Raw genomic sequence first — 20,423 nt, 5'->3', positions numbered from 1 at the left:
AGAAATTTGTGAGCGTAAAGGGTGTGGCGTGCCCGATCCCGAACGCCAATGTCGATACCGACGTCATCATGCCCAAACAATTCCTGAAAGGGATCGACCGGTCCGGACTGGCGCAGGGGCTTTTTCACAATCTTCGTTTCGACGAGCGTGGAAATGCCCGCAAAGACTTCATCCTCAACAAGCCAGCGACGCAAGACAGCCGCTTTCTGGTTGTCGGACCGAACTTCGGTTGCGGCTCGTCACGCGAGCATGCGGTGTGGGGAATGCTTCAATACGGCATCCGCGCCATCATCGGCACATCATTCGCCGGCATCTTCGCGGATAACGCCGCCAACAACGGTCTGCTGCTTGTGACGCTCTCGGCCAGCGAGATCGCTGCGCTGTTTGACGCCATCGGCCCCACGGGGTGTGAAATCCTCGTCGATCTGGAAGCACAGGTCATAAACGCCGGCGATCTATCGATCGCGTTCTCGGTTGATGCGGATCGCCGGACCGCCCTGCTGGACGGCCTTGACCGCATCGGTGGCACGCTGCGCCACGCGGACAGTATTCGGTCTTTCGAGGCGGAATATCTAAAGGCGAGCCCGTGGCTTTGCGATAGGATCGACGCATGAAAGAGGTGGCTGGCCGCCCCGACATCATGCCGGGCTTCACTTGGTTCGATGTCGATGCAGATGGCGTGCGCATTCGGGCCGCGATCGCGGGCGACGGACCTCCCCTGTTGCTGCTTCACGGCCATCCCCAGACGCACCTGACGTGGCACAAGGTGGCACCAGAGCTCGCCAAGCACTTCACTGTCGTCGCTGCGGACCTGCGAGGCTATGGCGACAGCGAGAAGCTCGACGGCGGCGAGGCTCACGTCAATTATTCCAAGCGCGCGATGGCGGCGGATCAGGTGGCGGTCATGCGATCCTTCGGCCATGATCGCTTCGCGGTAGTGGCTCACGACCGGGGGGCCCGGGTTGCCCATCGCATGGCGCTCGACTTTCCTGACCTCGTCACCAGAGTCACGTTGCTGGACATCGCTCCGACCGCGACGATGTACGCGCGAACCGATATGGAATTCGCGCGGCGCTATTTCTGGTGGTTCTTTCTCATTCAGCCTTCCCCCTTGCCCGAGAAGATGATCGGCGCCGATCCTGCGTTTTTCCTCAACAAACACATCTCAGGTCAGATCAAGACCGAAGGCGCATCCGACCCTCGCGTGCTGGAGGAATATCAGCGCTGCTATGCCGACCCAAGGACACGTCACGCGATCTGCGAGGATTATCGCGCCGCGGCGACCATCGACCTCGAACATGATGCCGCCGATAGCGAGAAGAAAGTACAAGTGCCGCTGATGGCATTGTGGGGCGGTCGCGGCACGGTCGGAGCGCTGTACGATGTGCTTGCGACCTGGCGAGAAAAGGCGATCGACGTGCGCGGCCACGCGATCGACTGCGGCCACAGCCCGCAGGAAGAAGCGCCACAAGCTTTGATGGACGCCCTTGGCCCATTCCTGGCCGCATGAAACCGGCTGTCCAAAAATGTTTCGCGCGATAGACTCTGCGTCGTCAGAGGGTGCTTGGCGCGCGACGCGATTCGAACGTGTGCCCCCCCCCTTCGGTGCTCCTCCGCCGAAAAGTGGCCGGGGTTAAACCGCGTCCGCCCCGCTTGGGCTCGTCGAGTGTGGCCCCAGGGCGCAGTGCAGACCCGCATGGGCCTCGTCATCAGGTAGCAAATCACAGCCTGGGCGTCCGACAGGTCGCAGCGGTGAAAGTCGCGTCGGCACAGTTGAACATTGGGGAGATTGCGCGTGCGGAGGCGCGACACCCGATAAGGCAAGGGCGATGGCTCGATGCCGCGAATCTGTGCCGCGGGGAACGCGTGCGCCAAGGCGATGACGGGGCGAGCCCCAATCTTCGCATGGCAACGGTCGGGTCTACGCAGCCAGGCGAGGAAGAGCGCGAAATCGAGGGTCGCGGGCCCTGCAGCAGACCGATACCTGGCGTAGGCGTTGGTGGCCGGCAGGTAGTTGCTGTCGCACGGGCACGACTGAACTTCCTCTTCGAGCTTTAAACGACGGCTACGCGACCAACGAGGAAGGTCGCGTCCGCACGCGACTTTCATCCAACTGAATGGATTCTGCTTAGAGCGGCGCGGAATTTTGGCCCTCTAAGCAAAAACGACCCCGAAGGACCGTTATTATCGCTCTGCTTTCCTTGGAGGAAATGGGACCGAGCGACACGATTTGAACGTATAGCCTCCACTTCGAAGGTGGCGCTCTATCCAGCTGAGCTACGCATGCATCGCACCTTCCGGCCGCTGCGCCGACCGCGGGCCCGGACTTGGCCAAGCCTACCAGCGCCAGTATCAGGCGGGCAACATGTCCGGCTGCAGTCCACGCGGCGACGCGCGATTGCCGAGCGACTCAAACCCGCCCCGCTGTCGATGCTATGGTCGGAGACCGCCGGCAAGACTTCGGTGTCGATAGCTAGTCGGATCGCAGTCTTGGTCCAGAATTCACGTTAAGCTACGGCACCGACCCCGGCATTTTTTACCCCCTCCACGCTCCACTACTACGACCATCAAATATCTGTTGCACAACAACGAATCATCGACCTGTCTGGTCCCTGCAATGTCAAAAGCATCCAGCAGGAGGCAGCATGACCATGCTCGTCGCAAGCCGTATCGTTCGTCTGAAGACCGTTCTCGCCCGCACCGGACTCAGCCGCTCCACTATCTACCGCAAGATCGCCGAGGGCACCTTCCCAGCCCAGCTGAAGATCAGCATGAACGGATCCGGTTGGCACGAATCCGATATCGATTGTTGGATCGCTAACCCCGCCGGCTGGCGGCCGCCAGAGGCGTTGACGGAGAGAAGGCGCGCAAGCCACGCGTAGTTCAGAGATCGTCGTCCAACTCGTCGTCGTGGATCTCGGCGGCGCGCTGCTTCGCGTCGGCGATCAGCTCTTTGGCAGACTCGCCCTTCACCCAGGCATCGAGCATATCAGCCCAGCATTGAAGCATGATTTTGCGCTCTGCCAAGTAGCGGTTCACGTTATAGACAGCTGCGATCCGGTTCCGCGGCGCGTGAGCCATACTCATCTCGATCCAGCGTTCATCGAACTTGGCTCGGTTTAGGCCTGTCGAAAAGGTGCGGCGCAGGTCGTGAACGCCAAGGCTTTCAAAGTCCGGGTCATCCTTGCGGATACGCTCCACGGCCGCATCGATCACGCGATTGAGCGTGGCGTTGCTTATGGGCGTATCGCCGTCGTACCGGCCAGGATGCAGGTATCGGCTGACGCCGAACATGGTCCGGAACGCCGTAAGAATGTCGAGCGCCTGATCACTCAGCGGGACAACATGCATCTTGCCAGCCTTCATACGCTCGGCCGGAATCGTCCAGCGCGCGGCGGCGAAGTCGATTTCCTTCCATGTGGCGTCAATGAACTCCGACTTGCGAACTCCAGTAAGCAGAACAAACTTCACCGCTGAGCGCAGCGTTGGCGCCGCCGCCACGTGATCCAAAGCCGTCAGGACGGCGCGAACTTCTGACGGCGATAAGGCGCGCTCGCGCGGCTCGAACGTGGCGATAGCGCTGGTGCGTATCGACTCGGCTGGATTGCTCACATCCAGCCCACATGCCTGGGCGTGGCGGAACACCAGCAACACGACCTCGCGGACATGCACGGCGACGGCCGGCCCGCGTTTCTCTTTGACCTCGTCACAGAGGCGCTTGAGACGCTGTGGGGTTACCTCCCCCAGCTTGAGCTTCGACAAGTTTCCCGCGATGGCGCGATCATAGACAGAGCGGCGCATCGCTAGCGTGCTGTCGGCCAGCCTTTCTGCCCCCGACCTGGGATCGGCCTTGTGCTTGAAATACGCTTCCGCCCAACCGCCGAAGGTGAACGCTTCGGCTGACGCAGTGCGCTTCTCCACCTTGGCTTTCGACGGCGACTCACCCCGCTCAACCTGACGCCTCGCGCGCGTCAAAAGCGTCCTCGCTTCCGCAAGCGACACATCCATTCCATATTCCAACGCGTCGGGCGCCCGAGTCAGCGTGCGCGCCGCCTCGGCGCTATAGCGGCCGATGGTCAAGATCTCCTGCCGCCCGTTTACCCGATACTGATACCGGAATGAAATGACCCCGCTCGGCGTGACAGCGGCGTGCATCCCGTCGCGGTCCGTCACCTTGTAGAGCTTGGCCTTTGGCTTGAGATTTTTCAGTTCTTTATCAGTGAGATCGCCCATAAATCCGCATCCGGTCGGGGACGAACGGATACCAACAAAGGGTGTGTTGGTAGCGAAAGCCCGTTTCTTGACCATTCTGCGCCATACCAACATCGCTACCAACAAAGTGGCCGGGCTGGAGTGACATGCAGTGATACGGGGTAGGAAGAAAAGTCCTTGTTAGTCAGAAGGTTCAGGCGATTCTTGGCACGGCGCGAGATGGTCTGAAACGACCTTAGATCACTCCCACTCGATCGTGCCGGGCGGCTTTGACGTAATGTCATAGGTCACCCGGTTAACCCCGCGCACCTCGTTGACGATGCGGCTCGCCACACGATTCAGGAATCCCATATCGAACGGATAAACTTCCGCCGTCATGCCGTCCGTGCTGGTCACGGCGCGCAGCGCGCAGGCCTGATCATATGTGCGGCCGTCTCCCATCACGCCGACCGTCTTCACCGGCAGCAGAACCGCGAACGCCTGCCAGATCGCGTCATAAAGGCCCGCGTTCCGGATTTCTTCCAGATAGATCGCGTCGACGCGACGCAGGAGATCGAGCTTCTCACGCGTGATGGCGTCCGTCGGGATGCGGATCGCAAGCCCCGGCCCGGGGAAGGGATGGCGGCCCACGATGACCTCTGGAATGCCCAGTTCGCGCCCGAGGGCGCGGACCTCATCCTTGAACAGCTCACGCAGGGGCTCCACCAGCCCCATGTTCATACGCTCCGGCAGACCGCCGACGTTGTGATGAGACTTGATGGTGACCGAAGGGCCGCCGGTGAAGCTGACGCTCTCGATCACATCCGGATATAGCGTGCCCTGCGCGAGGAAATCGGCGCCGCCGATCTTCGCCGCTTCCTCTTCGAACACCTCGACGAACAACCGCCCGATCGTCTTGCGCTTGATCTCCGGGTCGGTCACGCCTTCAAGCTCCGACAGGAACAGTTCGGACGCGTCGCGATGCACCAGCTTGATGTTGAAGCGACCGCGGAACGTGTTGACCACCTCCTCCGCCTCACCCAGACGCAGCATCCCGTGATCGACGAAAATGCAGGTCAACTGGTCGCCGATAGCCTCGTGAATCAGCACTGCTGCGACAGATGAGTCGACGCCGCCCGAAAGGCCGCAAATCACCCGTTTGTCGCCAACCTGCTTGCGGATCTTCTCGATCTCGACGTCACGGAAACCCGCCATCGTCCACGACCCGGTGCAGCCGGCGACATGGTGCGTGAAGTTGCGCAGCAGCGCGGCGCCGTGCGGCGTATGCACCACCTCCGGGTGGAACTGCACGCCATAAAGCCTGCGCCCCTCGTCGGCGATCACCGCGAACGGCGCGCCTTCGGACGTCGCGACGGCGCGGAACCCCGGAGGGATCTGCGTCACACGGTCACCATGGCTCATCCACACCTGTTCACGCCCGCCGCGCGCCCACACGCCACGGAACAGCGCGCAATCCTCGGTGATGTCTACGAACGCCCGACCGAACTCCCGGTGGTCCGATCCCTCCACCTTGCCGCCAAGCTGGTTGCACATCGCCTGCTGACCGTAGCAGATGCCCAGAGCCGGGACGTTGAGAGTGAAGACGACGTCCGGAACGACGGGAGCTCCCGCGTCATGAACGCTGGCGGGACCGCCGGACAGGATGACGCCGCGCGGCGCGAAAGAGCGGATGCGCTCGGCGTCCGCCGTGAACGGCCAAATCTCGCAATAAACGCCGCTCTCACGCACACGACGGGCGATCAACTGCGTCACCTGCGACCCGAAATCCAGAATCAGTATCCGGTCCGAATGCAGCGAGGCGTCGAGCGGCAGTGGCGTGTCCTGAGCGGGTCCGGTCATCGGCAGGTCCTTGCTGTCGCCGCCTCCGTCGTGGTGATACGATGGCATGGCGGCGGAGGTGTTGCGGCGGGTTATCGGCGCGGTATAGGACGATGGCGGCCCAGCGTCACCAGTTTCCATCCTTTTCGCACCTCTTTCACCGCATGGGAGGTGCGCCGGGCGAAGCGGACGCCCAGCAGAAGGCTCCGCCGCCGCTAACGAACCGGAGGCCGAGATCATGTTACGGCGCATTTTTCCGAGATCTTGCGCAGTCGGAGCCAGCAGGCTCGGCGGCGCTGGCGCTCTTGTCGCCCTGCTCCCGCTTCTCGCGGCGCCAGCTCTCGCGGCGCAGTCAGCCCAGGACGATCCCTACGGAAACTGGACTGGCCGCCTGGTTACAGACCGGGGCGCTTGCCCCGATCAGACGGACTCCGTCCTGCAGATCCAGTCAGACCGTCTGGTCTTCTCCCCCGGCACCGGGGCCCTGACCCTGCGCGGCCATCCGGACGCGGACCACAAGCGTTTCCACGCGCAGCTCAGGCTCACCGACGCCAGTCGCCGCCCCTTGCCCATGGTGTTCGAAGGGCGCCCGGACGGCGATGCCATCGCGGGCGTATTCGGGACGCCGACGTGCAGGGCCCATATCGTCATGACGCGAACCGCCAGCCATCCGTGGTCCAATCTGATCGGGCGATAGAACCTACAGACAGAGCGACATATCGCAGGGGCGCGTTCATTATTTTCGAAGCGCTCCGGGGGCCATTTGCGTCTTCTTTATGCTGAAGAAAAAGAAGCAAAAAGCCTTGTAAAATCAGACGCCGTTCGTTGAAGGGGGAGCACTTCAACACCTGCGCCATCCCACCTGGTCGGTGACATTCCCTGCTTGTCACCAATCCCGCGATCAGCAGGAACCCGCGTCCCCCTCACGCCTGAACCGCAAAGACTGCGCTGGAATACCTGAGACAAGAAAACAGACGACGCTCAAAACCGCTATCCAGAACGACGCCGGAGCGTTGCTCCACCATGACAACGCCAGACCGCCCCACGCCTCCGCCAGCGCCAAAACCGCTGCGGCCGGCAGCGCGAGCGCAGGCGACAGCCCGACCCGCAGGATCGTCGCCCCCGGGCCGACCATAAGCGTGAAGACCAGCAAAACGCCCGTCACTTGCGCGCAGCCGGCCGTTGCGGCGCCGACCAGCATCAGGAACAGAACCGAAAGAAGGGGCATCCTGACGCCCCGCGCCTCCGCCAGTTCAGGCTGAAGGCTTGCGAACAGCAAAGGACGCGAGAGAAAAGCCAGCATCGCCAGCGAAAACGCCGTGATCACCGCCAGCGATGCGAGCGTTCCGTGCGTGACGCCAAGAACGTTGCCGAACAGCAGAGCCGTCGCCGTCATGGCGGAGTGGGTGAGCAGGTGCAGGAACAGCGCGCCACACCCCATGGCGAGCGAGAGGATCATGCCGATCGCAACGTCCCGCCCTGTGGCGCGGTCCCCCAGCGCGCCCATGCCCGCGCCGGACGCCACCGCCACCACCAGTAACCCCGCGAGCGGCGGCCAACCAAGCAACGCCGCGCCAACTGCGCCCGCGAAGCCGATATGCGACAACGCATGTCCCGCAAAACTCTGCCCGCGCAATGCAAGGAACCAACCTACAGGCCCCGCCAGTACGGCCACGCACCCGGACGCGGCGAAGGCCATGCGCATGAAATCATATTCGAGCATCGACGGAACCAGCAGCGACAGGGATATGGACAGGCAGCGCGGAGACTACGCGCGCAGGCGTTCGGCGCAAGCCTCTCTCATGCGACGTCGGCGCTGACGAAAACTCGCCCCCGGGGAGACCGATACACTTCAACCGGAGCGCCATACAGGTCAGACAGCGCGGAGCTGGTGATCACTTCGTCCACCGAGCCCAGCCTCGCTCTGCCCCGCGCGATATAAAGCACGGAATCCATGACGCCGAGTAACGGATCGATATCGTGCGCGGAACAGATCACCGTGGCTCCCGCGCGGCGCGCAACTTCACGGATCTGCAGCGCGGCCTCGCGCATGCGCACCGGATCGAAACTCGCCAGCGGTTCGTCGAGCAGCAGCAGTCGCGGTGCGCTCAGAAGCGCCTGCGCAAGGCGAAGTCTCTGCAACTCACCACCTGAAAGAGCGTCGATCCGGCGTTCGGCCAAATCCTGCGCATCCGCCGCATGAAGAGCCTCGTCGATCCGCCTGGCGCCTTCGGCGCGCGCTAGTGGCAACCCCCATCTCTCGCCGTGCAAGGAGGACGCCAGCATATCGCGCCCGGTCAGACTAACGCGGATCGGCGTGCGGCTCTGGGGCATGTATCCGACGTTACTGTCGCCGCAGACCGGCGACGCGCCGAAAACATGCAACTCCCCACTTCGCACCGGCGTCAGCCCGAGCAAAGCGCGCAGGAAGGTCGTCTTTCCTGCGCCGTTCGGACCGAGAAGACCGACGAAGCTGCCCGCCGGAATGGAAAAACTGGCGGCTTGCAGAACGACGCGCTCCCCATGACCAATGGAGAGAGCCTGACAGGAAACCGCAGCAGGTGGATGGGCGACGCCATCAGTCACGACGGGGCGCGCCAACGTCATTGTTCCGGTCACGCCATCGGCGTTCAAGCTCATGCAGGCCTCCGATTGACGTTGGAACTCAGGGCCTGCTCGATCTGATCAAGTATGCCGCTCATCCAATCCTGCCAGCGCAGTTTCGGCGGCAGCGTCTCCGTCACCGATATTGTCGGAATCCGCGCGGCACCGGCCAACGACAGCAAGCGTGTGGTGGCCGGAGTCACTGTTTGCGCATTGTAGACCAACATGCGCAGACGCCCATTTCGCAGATCGCTCTCGAACGCCGCCACGTCGGCCGGACCCGGCTCGACGTCGTTCATGACCGATCGCTGAAACTCTGCGTGCGCTTCATCAAGCCCGAGTGCGCCGAGCAGACGGTCGAGAAATGGCTCTGTCGCAGCGACGCGCGCACCGGAGAATTTTGCACGCAGCGCGCGAACGCGCGCGACGATAGCATCGATATCGCGCAACAGCGCTTCCTTACGGGCGGCGATGGCTGGCGCGGCGTATCCCGCATACCCCGAGAAGGCCGAGGCGATCGCCGCCGCCGCCTGTCGCACAATGACGGGGTCGTACCAGAAATGCGTATTGTCAGGTTCGCGCCAGCCAATGACGTCGGAGATACGAATATAGCGCGCGCCTGAGTTCTTCCCTGCATCGACGAGGCGATCCATCCAGGCGTCGTATCCGCCGCCGTTGGCGATCAGCACGGCCGCGGCCGCGACGGCCCGCGCTGTTGCGGGAGTCGGTTCAAACAGATGCGGGTCAAGCTCAGGCGCTGTCATGACGCAGTCGACCGCCACGGCGTCGCCGCCGATCTGCACCGCTATGTCGCGCCAGACGGCTTCCGCCGTGAGCGCACGCACAGGCGTCATCGCAGAAACTTCTTCAACGCAACCGGCATACGTAGCGACGCCAGCCCCGGCGCATACAGCGAACACGCGGCGCCGGGTCAGCCGTCGCACTGCGTCGGGCGCAAGTAAGTCCCGCTGATCGGAGAGAGGAAAAAGGCGCATGGTCGGGCGGGTGTAGGCGTGATGTTATAATATATCAATATGAAATTACGGCGACCACGTGCGGGTATGGGCAGCGCCCGCTACATGGCCTACGATATGTAAGCAATGCCGACCGCCACCCGCCCTACGCCCGAAGCCTCCGTCGTTCCCGAAGGAGATCGGCTCTCCCCCCGCACCGAGGCCCTGCTGGACCGCGCGGACTCTCTGTGCGTGAAGCGCGGCGTGCGGATGACAGCGCTCCGGCGACAGGTAATGGGGCTGATGCTGGAATCGTCGCACCCGCTGCGCGCTTACGATCTGCTCGAGCAGTTGCAGGCCCGTCACGCAGGCGCCGCGCCGCCGACAGTCTATCGCGCGCTCGACTTCCTTCTGGAGCACGGGCTCGCGCACAAGATCGAACGCCTGTCCTCCTTCGTGCCGTGCGTGCATGTGCTTGATCATTCCCATGACCATGACGGGGACTGCGCCCACGCCACTCAGTTTCTGATCTGCCGAGCCTGCGCGCGCGTCATGGAGCTGGAAGACGGCGGAATCGTACGGGCGATCTCACTCGCGTCGCGTAATGCAGGCTTTCATGTCCAGCATTCGACGATCGAGATTGAAGGGTTATGCGCCGAGTGTCTGGCTTCCGGGGCGAAAGAAACGGCTTCCCTTCCGCCGCAATGACGCGGCGCGGGACGAACCCGTCGTCGCGGCGACGTTTCCCTGACCGCCACACAGCGATGGCTGCGCGATGACGAGATCACCGGCCCGGAAAACGCAACAGCCTGCGCTCGATGGAATGATTTCGGATGACGCGGTCGCTATACCCGCCAAACCGCGCGGGATCATCCGCAGGGATCGCACGCGCCACGGAACGCAAGACGCGCAATTCGATCTCTTTCCCGCAGCGGCGGCGTCTGACGTGTCGGCTAACGTAGCCGCGGAGGCCACAAGCACGCCGGACACCGAAAATACAACCACAAAAGCGCCCCCCATAGCTCAGCCGAGCGGCCCGGCGCCTCTGCCGCCCTCACTCTCACAATCTCGGAACCGCGAATCGGTCCGCTTCCTGCCCGCGCCTGTCTCTTTGAGGCAGTTCGCCGCCTCCGCCCAACCCGACGCCGCCGACGTCTGGCTGTACGTCTGCTGCGACGATGAAACTGAGGCGCGCGCTCTGGTCGAAGACGGACTATCCCCCGATCGCGACGCGCCACCCGCGCTGCGGGAAGCGGGCGCCGCTTTGGCATGGCTTGCGGAGCGGCAGGAGAACGCGGAAACAGGCGCCATGGATGCTCCCGCGCTGTTGCGTCTGCGGCGCGCGGTGATGGAGCGCGCCATCGAGATTGACCCGGACGGATCGCGGACCGAAGGCCTGCGCGTCTGGTTGCTGACGGGAGACAGGGATGACGACTGAATACGCCTCACACCAGACCGACGCGCCACTGGCCGAAGTGCTGCGCGGCGGGCGCGTCGAATCCCTGCACGCGGGCGTCATCGTGGTTTCCGACCCCAACGGAGCCATAGCGTTCTCGCAGGGCGATATCGACGCGCCAGTATTCCCTCGCTCCACGGTCAAGGCGTTGCAGGCGTTGCCGCTGATCGAAAGCGGGGCTGCGGACCGCTTTGGCCTGATCCCGGAAGACCTCGCGCTCGCCTGCGCTTCACACGGAGGCGAACCCGCCCACGCCGCCGTCGCCTCACGCATTCTCGGGCGATTGGGCCGGGACCAGGCCTCGCTCGAATGCGGCGCGCACTGGCCGACCAACGCGGCGGCGGCACGCGGTCTGGCCGCGGCAGGAGAAGAGCCCTGCGCGCTGCATAACAACTGCTCCGGCAAGCATTCCGGTTTCATCTGCGTCGCCTGTGCCGAGGGTATCGACGTCGAGGGCTACATCCGCCCGGATCATCCGGTCATGCAGCGCGTGGCCCAGACCATGACCGAAGTGACCGGCGCCGCGCACGACGCCTCCAATCGCGGCGTCGACGGCTGCTCCATTCCGACTTACGCGATCCCGATGCGCGCCCTCGCGCTCGCCTATTCCCGTTTCGCGACAGGGCAGGGCTTCAGCCCTGACCGCGCCCGCGCCGCCGAGCGGCTGCGCCGCGCCGTCGCCAGCGCCCCGTTCATGGTCAGCGGAACGGGCGGCTTCGACACCGTGGTCATGGAAGCGCTGGGCGAACGCGCCTTCACCAAGATCGGCGCAGAAGGCGTGCTGGTGGCGAGCTTGCCGCAGACCGGCCTGGGCGTCGCGATCAAATGTCGCGACGGCGGATTGCGCGGCGCAGAAGCCGCAATGGCTGCTGTGCTGGCGCGTTTCGGCGGAGAGGGCGTTTCCGATAGCCCGGTGCTTGCAGGATGGACCGAGCAGGAATTGCGGAACTGGAACGGGATTTCGGTCGGATCGGTGCGTGTTGCAGAGGACTTGCGGCGACGGCTGGGGTAAAGGACGCAACGCCAACAACGGTTTGGCGTCGTCTCCGATACGACAGACGTTTTTTGTAACCGCCCTGTAATGGCGCCCCGGAGAATCCGACGCTAAACTTTCGTGATGCGTTATACGTTTCATGAAGCGAGCCTTGTCCTTCCTGCGGACGTCAGGGACGATAGCGTTCAGGTTTTGACGATTCCTGTAAGCGGAGCCACGCCATTGAGCCTGACGATTCACAGGCAACCTGTGCTCCCCGATCGTTCGCTGGGTGACCTGGCTCAGAATGAACTGAACCAGATTGCGCAACGATCTGAGGGATTTGAGAAAATCTGGAGCCGCGACCACCAGCTCGACGGGCGGGACGCATGCATCGTGGCAATACGCTACGACATGAGCGATAGCCCGATTGCACAAAGACTTGTCTATATCAAAAACGATGACAGTCTCTTAAAAATGACAGTCAGCGTGCAGGGTGACTTCACCTCCGAACAACTGGCCGTCCTCAACGCCGTCGCATCGAGCCTCCGCTTCACCGCATCTGCGGCGAAGGACGGCCAATATGCCTGACGCCCGCCCTGCCGCTCGCCTCACGGACATGCACGTATGCCCAATCCATGTGGGCGGACCCATCCTGCAAGGGTCGCCAAACGTTCTCATTGGCGGGCTGCCAGCTGCGCGAATGGGTGATATGGCGCAATGCATCACGCCGTCCGACCCCGCCGCCATAGGCGCGGCGACAGTCCTCATCAACGGTAGACCCGCCGTTCGTATGGGGGATGCGACCGGACACGGCGGGCTCATCAGCGCAGGTTGTCCAACCGTGTTGATTGGCGGACCCTGCCTGTCCGCAGTATGCGCATCGCTCGCTTCAGAACTGGCTCAGTTTGAAAAATTTCGTATCCAGGCGCAGGCGGCGGCGGCGGCTTACGACCCGCCGGAAAGCAGGACACCGCCGGAAGGATATAGAAACGCCAGCGATGCGGATCTGGCGAAACTGCACCTCAAGTCAAGTATGCTTGAAAATCCAGTCGATCCGGACACGCACAAGAAGACGAATTTTCGCGCCGCGGTCTTTATCAACGAAAAAACTGGAGATCCCCTCATCGCTTACAAAGGCACGACGTTCACCAGCCGCGAGGATTGGGGCGTCGATGGCAAACAGGCGCTTGGGCGAGATACGTTTTACTATCGTCAGGCTCAACGTATCGGAATGAACGCGGCAGACACCACAGCTGGCCAAAACGTTACGTTCACTGGCCACTCCCTCGGCGGAGGCATGGCCGCCGCCGCCGCGAGGGCGACAGGGCGCCCGGCGGTCACGTATAATGCCGCAGGGTTGCATGCAAGAACAGTGCCCCACCCCCAAGGCGATAACATAGACGACGTTTATGTTCGGGGAGAAATTCTGCATGCCTCTCAGGCAGTCGTGCCAAAAATACCGGTTGCGGCCGGAGATCGGCATTGGCCTCTCGATCCCGTCAGCATCATGCCATGGAGAAAAGGTTCGGGACTTTTGAAGGTTACGACATTAAGCGGAGGACTGCTGCGCGCAGGTTTGTTGCACATGATGGGTAACGTACAGCCTGCCATCGATCAGAAAATTGCCGATATTCTGGCGGAAAAGGCACGGAACGGATGCGCGTAGGATTGTACGCTGCGTTAATGGTAATGGCGAGCGCCGGGATATGCGCCGCCGAGGGGAGCATAGCAGTGGCGGCAGGAACGGTACCGAACGGCGGAACGACTTATCAAACGATGATGGGCGCCGTCATGAAAGGGACAGCTGAGGACGTTCGCATCCTTGCAGAAAAAAATATAGGAATAAACGAAGTTTATTCGGACGAAGAGACGACGCCTCTCATCGTGGCCGCATCAACGGATCAATGGCCTTCTGTCGAAATCCTGATGGATCATGGCGCCGACATATGGGCGCACGACGTATTCGGGATCACAGCGGCACGCATGGCCGTGAGAAGTCGCATTTTACCGGGAACGCCAGAAGATCAAGCGCGACTACGTGTCATTGAGAAAATGAAGGCGCAGGGATACCCATTTCCGCCTCCTGACAGCGATACGGTGCTGCAACTGGAAAAAGAGGGAAAATGGCCACCGTCGAGCGCACGCAAATGAGTGGGCCAGTCGAGTATGCGGCGTCCATCGCAGCGCCGCGAGAATGGATCAATGAGACCTCCGTCCTGATCACTGCGCCTTTTCCCAGCGCGCGAACCGGCGTCACGCCTTCTTTTCTGGCGACGTGCGAGGACTTGTCGAGCGATCTGCAGGGGGCCACCAGCGAGAATATGACCACGTTCGCCAACCGTTACGCAGAACGCCTCAAGCGCGGCTACGCAGGTTTTGAACTGACGGCCGACATGGCGCAGTCTGGAAAAACGGGCCTGTGGGAAATCACTTTTCACTGCGAAGTAGAAGGCTTCGCCATCACCCAGTGGATAACACTTTCTGCTCTGAACAATAGCCGCGCGTTGGTCACCACCGCCGGCGCTGGTCGGGAAGATTTTCCTGCCCTAGTAAATATTTTTCACAATATGCGAAAAAGTCTGAATTTTTCCTGACAAACACACACTTCCAGACCCGATACGCCCAGGCGACGCGATAAGATCAGGCTGCCCGTTCGAGAACCGGAAGGCCGTCCAGCGCCCGGCAAGAGCGCTTCGCGGCGCCTCATCTCCGTTCAAACGAAAAGCGCTTTCGAGAAAACCGAGAAACGCTTTCCACCGGCATATTAACGTCCACCGTGCCCCGATCTATTTCCCCGTCACACGCCACACCGTGCCCCCGACGTCATCCGCCACCAGCAACGCGCCATCATGGCTCAGCGTCACCCCGACCGGACGCCCACGGGTTTCGCCCTGATCGTTGCTCAGGAACCCGGTCAGCACGTCACGCGGCGGACCGGATGGTTTGCCATCGGTGAAAGGCACATAGATCACGCGATAGCCGCTCTTGGGTCGACGGTTCCATGACCCGTGCTGCCCCACAATTGCGCCGCCACGCCATTCCGCAGGCAGGAACGCGGCGGCAAAGGAAAAGGTGAGCCCCAGAGACGCCGTATGCGGTCCAACCGCGTAGTCCGGCGCGATGGCCTTGGCGACTAGGTCCGGGCGTTGCGGCTGTATGCGCGTGTCGACGTGCTGTCCGTAATAGCTGTAGGGCCAGCCGTAGAAAGCGCCCTCCGTGACGGACGTAATGTAATCGGGCACAAGATCGCTGCCGATTTCGTCGCGTTCGTTGACAGTGACCCAAAGTTTCCCGGTCTGCGGCTCCCACGCCATGCCGTTCGGGTTGCGCAGGCCAGTCGCGTATGGCGTCAGCTTACCGGTCGCAAGGTCCAGACGATCGATCCTCGCTCGTCCATCCTCAACCTCCATGCCGTTGTCGCCGACGTTGCTGTTCGAACCGATCGTGACGAACAGACTCGACCCGTCAGGGCTTGCGATCAGGTTCTTGGTCCAGTGATGATTATATCCTGATGGCAGATCGACGACTTTCGTGCCCGGTTCGGCGATGTGCGTCTCGCCCTCGTGATACGGGAAACGCAGGACCGCGTTCGCATTGGCGACGTAAAGCGCGTCCCCGATCAAAGCCATGCCAAACGGGGAATACAGATTGTCGATAAAGACGCTGCGGCTTTCCGCCACGCCGTCTCCATCCTTGTCCTGCAGGATCATGATCTTGTTCGGACTCTTCGTACCTGCGCCGACCTTGCGCATGATAAAACCCGCGATGCGGTTCTTCAGCGTTTGTATGTCGGTGCCGGGAGAGTCGCTTTCTGCAACCAGTACGTCGCCGTTCGGCAGGGCGTAGAGCCAACGCGGGTGCTCCAGACCTGCGGCGAACGCCTTCACTGCGAGCCCCGGCGCGGGCGTCGGCGTTTCCCCCGCATGCCACCCGATCGGTGTCGCCACGTTGATGGTCGGGAACAGCGTTTTGTTCGGCGCGGGCAACGCTGGATCGGCGCCCTGCCCGGCGGCGACGCTGAGCCTCGCTTGCTCCGGACGCGCGATGACGGACCACCCGCCAAATCCGATGACGGCAAGGGCGACAACCGCCCCTCCGGCCAGATAACCCGATAGCTTGCGGCTCGTCATAGTCTCCGTTTCCAACTGGTATCGTTCGCTCCAGCGTCGTCCTTCATGGGCGTCCGGTCAATCGTGCGCATGGAATTGGGCCAAACATCGGCGATTTGGGGCCTTTCCACTCTACTGATGTTCACGCTTGTTAAACGACAAGAAACCGCGAGCCGCCGCCACGCCGAACCTCTCGCCGCATGTCTTCACATGAGCCATCCAACCGACGCTTTCGCCCTTCGCACGAACTGTGATTTTCCGGAAATAGCGCGGCGCCCAGATCAGGAGCGGCAGATTACTGAAACGGCTGTTTCTCTGTAGTGACGTTCATTAACGTCGGACAGTTTTATCCGAAGCCGCCATATTTACGGCTCCGGATACCGCGCGAGCCGCGCGCACGGCGGAAGCGTCGCACGAAGTTACGTCATTCCCGACGCAACATATCGTCGAACAGATCGAGGCCTCGCAACCCCGATCCGCCATCAGCCGAGTTCCAGAACCCGGCTGGCTTTCGTGTCGCCAAAGCGACAGCCTGTTACTTGCCGAGCAACGTTTTCACGCCCGGAGCGAACGCGATCATTACCCCCGCAACCGGCGTGTTGGCTGCGCCAAACGCTGCGGTGATGTCGGTCGAGAGCGCCAACTGCGCGAGGTTGCTGTCGAGAACAGCGCGAGCCCCTGCGTCAGAAGCGCCTGCATTTCCGTCGAGAGCGTTCAGGCCAAGCGTCGCGAGGGTCGCCACATCGTGCGACACCGGGACGGCCTCAACAAGCCCGCGACTGGTCGCGACCTTAGTGTAGGCGGCGTCATTGTCTTTCCACGCCTGCAACTGCGCACGCAGTTCCGGCGCGACCGAATGGTCGCCCGCAGCATAGCGAGCCGCCAGCGCGTTGAAGCGGATCGACGCCATCGGATCTGGCGAGGCGATCTCGGCGATTTCGTCCAGATGATCGCCATGCGCGCCCGAATAACGGTTCAGCCGATAATTGCGGATCGGGACGATAGCGCTGACCAGCGTCTGCACTGCATCTGGGTCTTCCGGCGCAAGACGCGCCATCATGCGGCGCGTGTTGACTTCAGACTGCAGGCCCAGGGCGGTCAGTTCAGTGTCGACCGTCGCAAGGCGCCGGTACATGTCGTCGACGTCGCGCACGGCGGCCGGCGACCAGAAACGCTCGGCGATCGCAGCACTGCGCGGCCAGAACCGGGCGTCCAGAGTCTCGTCGGTCACCAGTTCAGCCCAGAGCGGCGTCTCGCCGCCCAGCACAAGCTTCTTTTGCGCGTCATTTAGCGGCGGCGGCGGCGGATCGTTCAGGAACGCGTTGATCAGGACAGGGTCGCCGCCCTTGGCGAGCATCTTGTTCGCCTGTTCACGCGTCACGCCGACCGAGGACGGATCATACGGATCGACCAGATAATGCTGGCCCGCCGATTGCAGCAGATCGAGATAATATCCGACGGCGACGATGACCGGATGCCCTTCCGCTGTAGCGGAAGAGATGAACTTGGAGCTGCGCCAAGCCTCGACGACTACGTTCTTCGGGATCGGCGCCTCGCTGACCTCGTCCCAGCCGACCATGATCTTGCCCTGCGACGCCAGTATCTTTTCGACGTCGGCGGTGAAGGCCGCCTGCAGCGCCTGCGGCGTGGCGAAGCCGTGCTCATGCATGTAGGCGACGATCTTCGGATTAGTGGTCCACTGCTTCGGACTGACCTCGTCGCCGCCTGCATGGAAATACTGATCCGGGAAAATGGCGCCCATTTCTGCGTAAAGCTTTTTGATCAGCTCCAGCGTTCCGGGAACTGTCGGATCGAGCGCGGCATTGTTTTTGTTCTTCGGATTCGGATCGACCGGATGCTGTGCGGCGAGATCAGGACGTGCGAGCAGAATGGCCAAAGCATGGCCCGGCACGTCAAATTCCGGGACGACGCGCACGCCGCGATCGGCGGCGTAGGCGACCAGATCACGCAGTTGCGCCTGCGTGTAGTATTCGTCGTGCGAGCCTTTCGACGTCAGAGAAGGCAACACCCTGCTCTCGACGCGGAATCCGGTCCCATCGCTGAGATGGAAATGCAGCACATTGAGCTTCACCAGCTCCATCGCGTCGATCTGGCGTTTCACCGTCTCTACGCTCATGAAATGCCGCGACGTGTCGATCATCATCCCGCGCCACGGAAAGCGGGGCGCGTCGGAGATGGTCGCGAACGCCAGTTCCGGGCCACTCGCGCCAGCACGGATCAACTGCGCAAGCGTTGCAAAACCACGCAGAACGCCCGTGGGGCCGTCGGCATTCAACACAACGCCATTTGCGCCGACGGAGAGCGTGTAGCCCTCTTTCGCCTGAACGGTCAGCACGTTCGGATCGTCGCCGACATGCACGCGCACCGGAATGGCCGCACCGCTCGCGCCAGCGCGTGCGCCGCCAGCCAGAATTGCCGTCCTTGCGTCAAACCGCGCGGCAGCACGGTCTAGCATCGGCGTGGGCGCACTGTCCCAGGTCACGGAAAAACCGCCCGACGCAGGCAGGGCGCCAGCCGGGAACTGCGCCGACGACGGAGCGGGCATCAGCGGGGGAAGCGCCACGGCTTGCGTAGCGACGGATGCTCCCGACGTTGCGGCGACCGCAGGGGCGCCTACCATGTCGAACGCCAGCAGTGCCGCCGCAGCCATCAGACCAGCCCGGAATCCGGTCGAGAAACCTCTTTTCATACGCATTATTCTCCGTTTCTTGCCGTAGACATAACGATGGAGCGCATGGCGCGCACACGTCCGGCGTCCGTCTCTCCCGGACGCGCTCCGAAGCCGAACGCCAGGCCGCGTCCGTCTCCCTGCTCCTGCGGGGCAGGCCCGCGGCAGGAGGCATGAACCTCTGTGACACCCGTAACGGTGATCACCTGCGCGACGTTTTCGGGCGTCAGGCCCCCGCCCGCCATGATCGAAATGCGGTCGCCAGCCTGTTCACGCAGCATCAGCAACATTTCAGCGCCGTCGCGCGCGGTCTTCGCGCAACCGGACGTGAGCACACGCTCAAACCCGAGTCCGAGCGCCTGTTCCAACGCTTCGGCAGGATCTGGCGTGAGATCAAAAGCGCGGTGAAGCGTGGCGCGCGACAGCCCGACGGAACGAGCATGTTGCAGCAGGCGCTCCAGACACGAGACGTCGAGCCGCCCGTCAGCGAACGACGCGCCCAGCACGACGCCGACGGTCTCGGCCTTCTGTGCGAAGGCGGCGGCGACCGCGTCGATATCACCGCGCATCGTCGCTTCCTCGTCAGCAGAAAAGACGAAATCTCCGCCGCGCGGCCTGATCATGACATAGACCGGCGTCACGCCCTGCGCCGCCATGGCCAGCAAACCGGGAGACGGCGTCAGGCCGCCTAACGACAGGGCAGCGCATAATTCGATCCGATCCGCCTCCCCCTCCCATACGGCGCGCAGACCGCCGATGGAGTCTACGCAAACCTCCAGACCGGGAACGGGTTTCACCATCACCCTTGCACGGCCTCAAGCAACGCCGTCAGTTCCGGGTCGTGGCTCATCTGCCAGGCGATCACGTCGCGCTGCGTCAGGCCAGACGCTGCAGCCTCGTCAAGCACGACCAGGCAACGCTCGTGCAATTGCAAGGCCGATCCCGGCACGAAGGCGGAAACAGGCCCCTCCACGACGCGCGCAAGAATATCCGCCTTGGCCGCTCCCGTGACGACCATCAGCGTTTCGCGGGCGTCGAGGATCGTGCCGGTGCCCATGGTCAACGCACGAGCAGGGACGCAATCCGGATCGCCGCCGAACATGCCCGCATTCTGCTCCCGCGTGGCGCGGTCGAGCGTAACGGCTCGAGTGCGTGAGCGCAGCGCCGACAGCGGTTCGTTGAAGCCGATGTGACCGTTTTCCCCTAGCCCAAGCAATTGCAGATCGATGCCGCCGCTGGAAACGATCGCAGCTTCGTAAGCCAAAGCTTCTACGTCCGGATTGGCGGCAGCGCCGTCAGGGACGTGCGCGTGTTCAGAGCGAATATTCACCCGATCGAACAGATGCGCGCGCATATAATGGCGATAAGACTGCTCGTGTGAGCCCGGCAGTCCGACATATTCGTCAAGGTTGAACGTGGTGACTTCGGAAAAATCGAGACCAAGCTCGGCATGCTCCCGGACGAGCAATTGATAGATCGCCTCCATCGTCCGTCCGGTGGCAAGTCCCAGAACGGAGGACGGCTTGCGACGGATCTGACGAGCGATGACGCGCGCCGCCACCGCGCGGGCAGCGGCTGCATCCGGGCAGATGACCAGTTTCATGCT

Annotated in this window: 20 protein-coding genes and 1 tRNA gene; 11 read left to right on the top strand and 10 right to left on the bottom strand. The window is 62.6% G+C overall.

Going from position 1 to position 20,423, the window contains the following annotated elements:
- Positions 1–8: 8 nt before the first annotated feature.
- Together leuD and J2D73_RS03725 are read left to right on the top strand one after the other, a co-directional pair.
- On the top strand, positions 9–614 hold the full coding sequence (leuD, locus tag J2D73_RS03730) for a 3-isopropylmalate dehydratase small subunit (protein ID WP_341535011.1): 606 nt from the start codon (positions 9–11) through the stop codon (positions 612–614).
- A complete protein-coding gene (locus tag J2D73_RS03725; protein ID WP_243429612.1) occupies positions 611–1,510 on the top strand; it encodes an alpha/beta fold hydrolase in 900 nt (299 codons plus the stop codon). Before leuD ends, J2D73_RS03725 begins: the two co-directional genes overlap by 4 nt.
- A 701-nt stretch (positions 1,511–2,211) precedes the next feature.
- On the opposite strand, the gene J2D73_RS03720 is transcribed toward J2D73_RS03725, so the two are convergent.
- A tRNA-Arg gene (locus tag J2D73_RS03720) sits at positions 2,212–2,282 on the bottom strand.
- 363 nt (positions 2,283–2,645) lie between these two features.
- On the opposite strand from J2D73_RS03720, the gene J2D73_RS03715 reads away from it, so the two are divergent.
- On the top strand, positions 2,646–2,882 hold the full coding sequence (locus J2D73_RS03715; protein WP_243429611.1) for a helix-turn-helix transcriptional regulator: 237 nt from the start codon (positions 2,646–2,648) through the stop codon (positions 2,880–2,882).
- A gap of 1 nt (position 2,883) precedes the next feature.
- On the opposite strand, the gene J2D73_RS03710 is transcribed toward J2D73_RS03715, so the two are convergent.
- Together J2D73_RS03710 and guaA are read right to left on the bottom strand one after the other, a co-directional pair.
- Positions 2,884–4,233 (bottom strand): tyrosine-type recombinase/integrase, encoded by a 1,350-nt coding sequence (locus tag J2D73_RS03710; RefSeq protein ID WP_207879478.1) that lies wholly within the window; start codon positions 4,231–4,233, stop codon positions 2,884–2,886.
- 219 nt (positions 4,234–4,452) lie between these two features.
- On the bottom strand, positions 4,453–6,051 hold the full coding sequence (gene guaA, locus J2D73_RS03705; RefSeq protein ID WP_207879686.1) for a glutamine-hydrolyzing GMP synthase: 1,599 nt from the start codon (positions 6,049–6,051) through the stop codon (positions 4,453–4,455).
- A 217-nt stretch (positions 6,052–6,268) separates the two neighbouring features.
- Here guaA and J2D73_RS03700 point away from each other — a divergent pair, with 217 nt between their 5' ends.
- A complete protein-coding gene (locus J2D73_RS03700) occupies positions 6,269–6,727 on the top strand; it encodes a hypothetical protein (RefSeq protein ID WP_207879476.1) in 459 nt (152 codons plus the stop codon).
- 204 nt (positions 6,728–6,931) lie between these two features.
- Here the strand turns inward: J2D73_RS03700 and J2D73_RS03695 are convergent, their stop codons facing one another.
- From J2D73_RS03695 to J2D73_RS03685, 3 genes are all read right to left on the bottom strand, one after another.
- The gene (locus J2D73_RS03695) at positions 6,932–7,753 is read right to left on the bottom strand and encodes a metal ABC transporter permease (RefSeq protein ID WP_207879474.1); all 822 of its coding nucleotides are present in this window, start codon (positions 7,751–7,753) and stop codon (positions 6,932–6,934) included.
- 77 nt (positions 7,754–7,830) lie between these two features.
- Entirely contained in the window at positions 7,831–8,670 is an 840-nt protein-coding gene (locus J2D73_RS03690) for a metal ABC transporter ATP-binding protein (RefSeq protein ID WP_243429610.1), read from the bottom strand.
- Complete coding sequence (locus tag J2D73_RS03685) at positions 8,667–9,554, bottom strand: metal ABC transporter solute-binding protein, Zn/Mn family (protein WP_207879473.1); 888 nt, start codon at positions 9,552–9,554, stop codon at positions 8,667–8,669. The genes J2D73_RS03690 and J2D73_RS03685 overlap by 4 nt, the downstream gene beginning before the upstream one ends.
- 180 nt (positions 9,555–9,734) lie before the next feature.
- Between J2D73_RS03685 and J2D73_RS03680 the strand changes: the two genes are divergently transcribed.
- From J2D73_RS03680 to J2D73_RS03650, 7 genes are all read left to right on the top strand, one after another.
- The gene (locus tag J2D73_RS03680; protein ID WP_207879471.1) at positions 9,735–10,295 is read left to right on the top strand and encodes a transcriptional repressor; all 561 of its coding nucleotides are present in this window, start codon (positions 9,735–9,737) and stop codon (positions 10,293–10,295) included.
- Between the two features lie 67 nt (positions 10,296–10,362).
- On the top strand, positions 10,363–11,025 hold the full coding sequence (locus J2D73_RS03675) for a hypothetical protein (RefSeq protein ID WP_207879469.1): 663 nt from the start codon (positions 10,363–10,365) through the stop codon (positions 11,023–11,025).
- Complete coding sequence (locus tag J2D73_RS03670) at positions 11,015–12,055, top strand: asparaginase (RefSeq protein ID WP_207879467.1); 1,041 nt, start codon at positions 11,015–11,017, stop codon at positions 12,053–12,055. The genes J2D73_RS03675 and J2D73_RS03670 overlap by 11 nt, the downstream gene beginning before the upstream one ends.
- Positions 12,056–12,160: 105 nt before the next feature.
- On the top strand, positions 12,161–12,607 hold the full coding sequence (locus J2D73_RS03665; protein ID WP_243429631.1) for a DcrB-related protein: 447 nt from the start codon (positions 12,161–12,163) through the stop codon (positions 12,605–12,607).
- Complete coding sequence (locus J2D73_RS03660) at positions 12,600–13,685, top strand: PAAR domain-containing protein (protein WP_207879462.1); 1,086 nt, start codon at positions 12,600–12,602, stop codon at positions 13,683–13,685. The genes J2D73_RS03665 and J2D73_RS03660 overlap by 8 nt, the downstream gene beginning before the upstream one ends.
- 65 nt (positions 13,686–13,750) lie before the next feature.
- Entirely contained in the window at positions 13,751–14,170 is a 420-nt protein-coding gene (locus J2D73_RS03655) for an ankyrin repeat domain-containing protein (protein ID WP_207879461.1), read from the top strand.
- 134 nt (positions 14,171–14,304) lie between these two features.
- Positions 14,305–14,613 carry a hypothetical protein gene (locus tag J2D73_RS03650; RefSeq protein WP_207879460.1) on the top strand — a complete coding sequence of 103 codons (309 nt, stop codon included), beginning with the start codon at positions 14,305–14,307 and terminating at the stop codon, positions 14,611–14,613.
- A gap of 192 nt (positions 14,614–14,805) precedes the next feature.
- Here J2D73_RS03650 and J2D73_RS03645 read toward each other — a convergent pair whose 3' ends face one another.
- The 4 genes from J2D73_RS03645 to nagB form a co-directional block, all read right to left on the bottom strand.
- Positions 14,806–16,149: a PQQ-dependent sugar dehydrogenase gene (locus J2D73_RS03645; RefSeq protein ID WP_207879459.1), complete on the bottom strand. Its 1,344-nt coding sequence runs from the start codon at positions 16,147–16,149 to the stop codon at positions 14,806–14,808.
- Positions 16,150–16,663: 514 nt separating this feature from the next.
- The gene (locus J2D73_RS03640) at positions 16,664–18,844 is read right to left on the bottom strand and encodes a beta-N-acetylhexosaminidase (RefSeq protein WP_243429609.1); all 2,181 of its coding nucleotides are present in this window, start codon (positions 18,842–18,844) and stop codon (positions 16,664–16,666) included.
- Positions 18,844–19,617 (bottom strand): copper homeostasis protein CutC, encoded by a 774-nt coding sequence (locus J2D73_RS03635; RefSeq protein ID WP_243429630.1) that lies wholly within the window; start codon positions 19,615–19,617, stop codon positions 18,844–18,846. Before J2D73_RS03635 ends, J2D73_RS03640 begins: the two co-directional genes overlap by 1 nt.
- Complete coding sequence (nagB, locus tag J2D73_RS03630) at positions 19,617–20,420, bottom strand: glucosamine-6-phosphate deaminase (protein ID WP_207879456.1); 804 nt, start codon at positions 20,418–20,420, stop codon at positions 19,617–19,619. Before nagB ends, J2D73_RS03635 begins: the two co-directional genes overlap by 1 nt.
- Positions 20,421–20,423 lie beyond the last annotated feature (3 nt).

Origin of the sequence: Acetobacter sacchari, assembly GCF_017377715.1 — a bacterium.
Lineage (GTDB): Bacteria > Pseudomonadota > Alphaproteobacteria > Acetobacterales > Acetobacteraceae > Acetobacter > Acetobacter sacchari.
The sequence above is the reverse complement of the archived record's forward strand: the minus strand, read 5'-3'. Positions and strand labels throughout refer to the sequence as shown.

Excerpts from the sequence above, each read along its gene's own strand:
- J2D73_RS03725 (WP_243429612.1), top strand. The coding sequence starts at position 611 with ATGAAAGAGGTGGCTGGCCGCCCCGACATCATGCCGGGCTTCACTTGG.
- J2D73_RS03715 (WP_243429611.1), top strand. The coding sequence starts at position 2,646 with ATGACCATGCTCGTCGCAAGCCGTATCGTTCGTCTGAAGACCGTTCTC.
- J2D73_RS03710 (WP_207879478.1), bottom strand. The coding sequence starts at position 4,233 with ATGGGCGATCTCACTGATAAAGAACTGAAAAATCTCAAGCCAAAGGCC.
- guaA (WP_207879686.1), bottom strand. The coding sequence starts at position 6,051 with ATGACCGGACCCGCTCAGGACACGCCACTGCCGCTCGACGCCTCGCTG.
- J2D73_RS03700 (WP_207879476.1), top strand. The coding sequence starts at position 6,269 with ATGTTACGGCGCATTTTTCCGAGATCTTGCGCAGTCGGAGCCAGCAGG.
- J2D73_RS03695 (WP_207879474.1), bottom strand. The coding sequence starts at position 7,753 with ATGCTCGAATATGATTTCATGCGCATGGCCTTCGCCGCGTCCGGGTGC.
- J2D73_RS03690 (WP_243429610.1), bottom strand. The coding sequence starts at position 8,670 with ATGAGCTTGAACGCCGATGGCGTGACCGGAACAATGACGTTGGCGCGC.
- J2D73_RS03680 (WP_207879471.1), top strand. The coding sequence starts at position 9,735 with ATGCCGACCGCCACCCGCCCTACGCCCGAAGCCTCCGTCGTTCCCGAA.
- J2D73_RS03675 (WP_207879469.1), top strand. The coding sequence starts at position 10,363 with ATGACGAGATCACCGGCCCGGAAAACGCAACAGCCTGCGCTCGATGGA.
- J2D73_RS03670 (WP_207879467.1), top strand. The coding sequence starts at position 11,015 with ATGACGACTGAATACGCCTCACACCAGACCGACGCGCCACTGGCCGAA.
- J2D73_RS03665 (WP_243429631.1), top strand. The coding sequence starts at position 12,161 with ATGCGTTATACGTTTCATGAAGCGAGCCTTGTCCTTCCTGCGGACGTC.
- J2D73_RS03660 (WP_207879462.1), top strand. The coding sequence starts at position 12,600 with ATGCCTGACGCCCGCCCTGCCGCTCGCCTCACGGACATGCACGTATGC.
- J2D73_RS03645 (WP_207879459.1), bottom strand. The coding sequence starts at position 16,149 with ATGACGAGCCGCAAGCTATCGGGTTATCTGGCCGGAGGGGCGGTTGTC.
- J2D73_RS03640 (WP_243429609.1), bottom strand. The coding sequence starts at position 18,844 with ATGCGTATGAAAAGAGGTTTCTCGACCGGATTCCGGGCTGGTCTGATG.
- J2D73_RS03635 (WP_243429630.1), bottom strand. The coding sequence starts at position 19,617 with ATGGTGAAACCCGTTCCCGGTCTGGAGGTTTGCGTAGACTCCATCGGC.
- nagB (WP_207879456.1), bottom strand. The coding sequence starts at position 20,420 with ATGAAACTGGTCATCTGCCCGGATGCAGCCGCTGCCCGCGCGGTGGCG.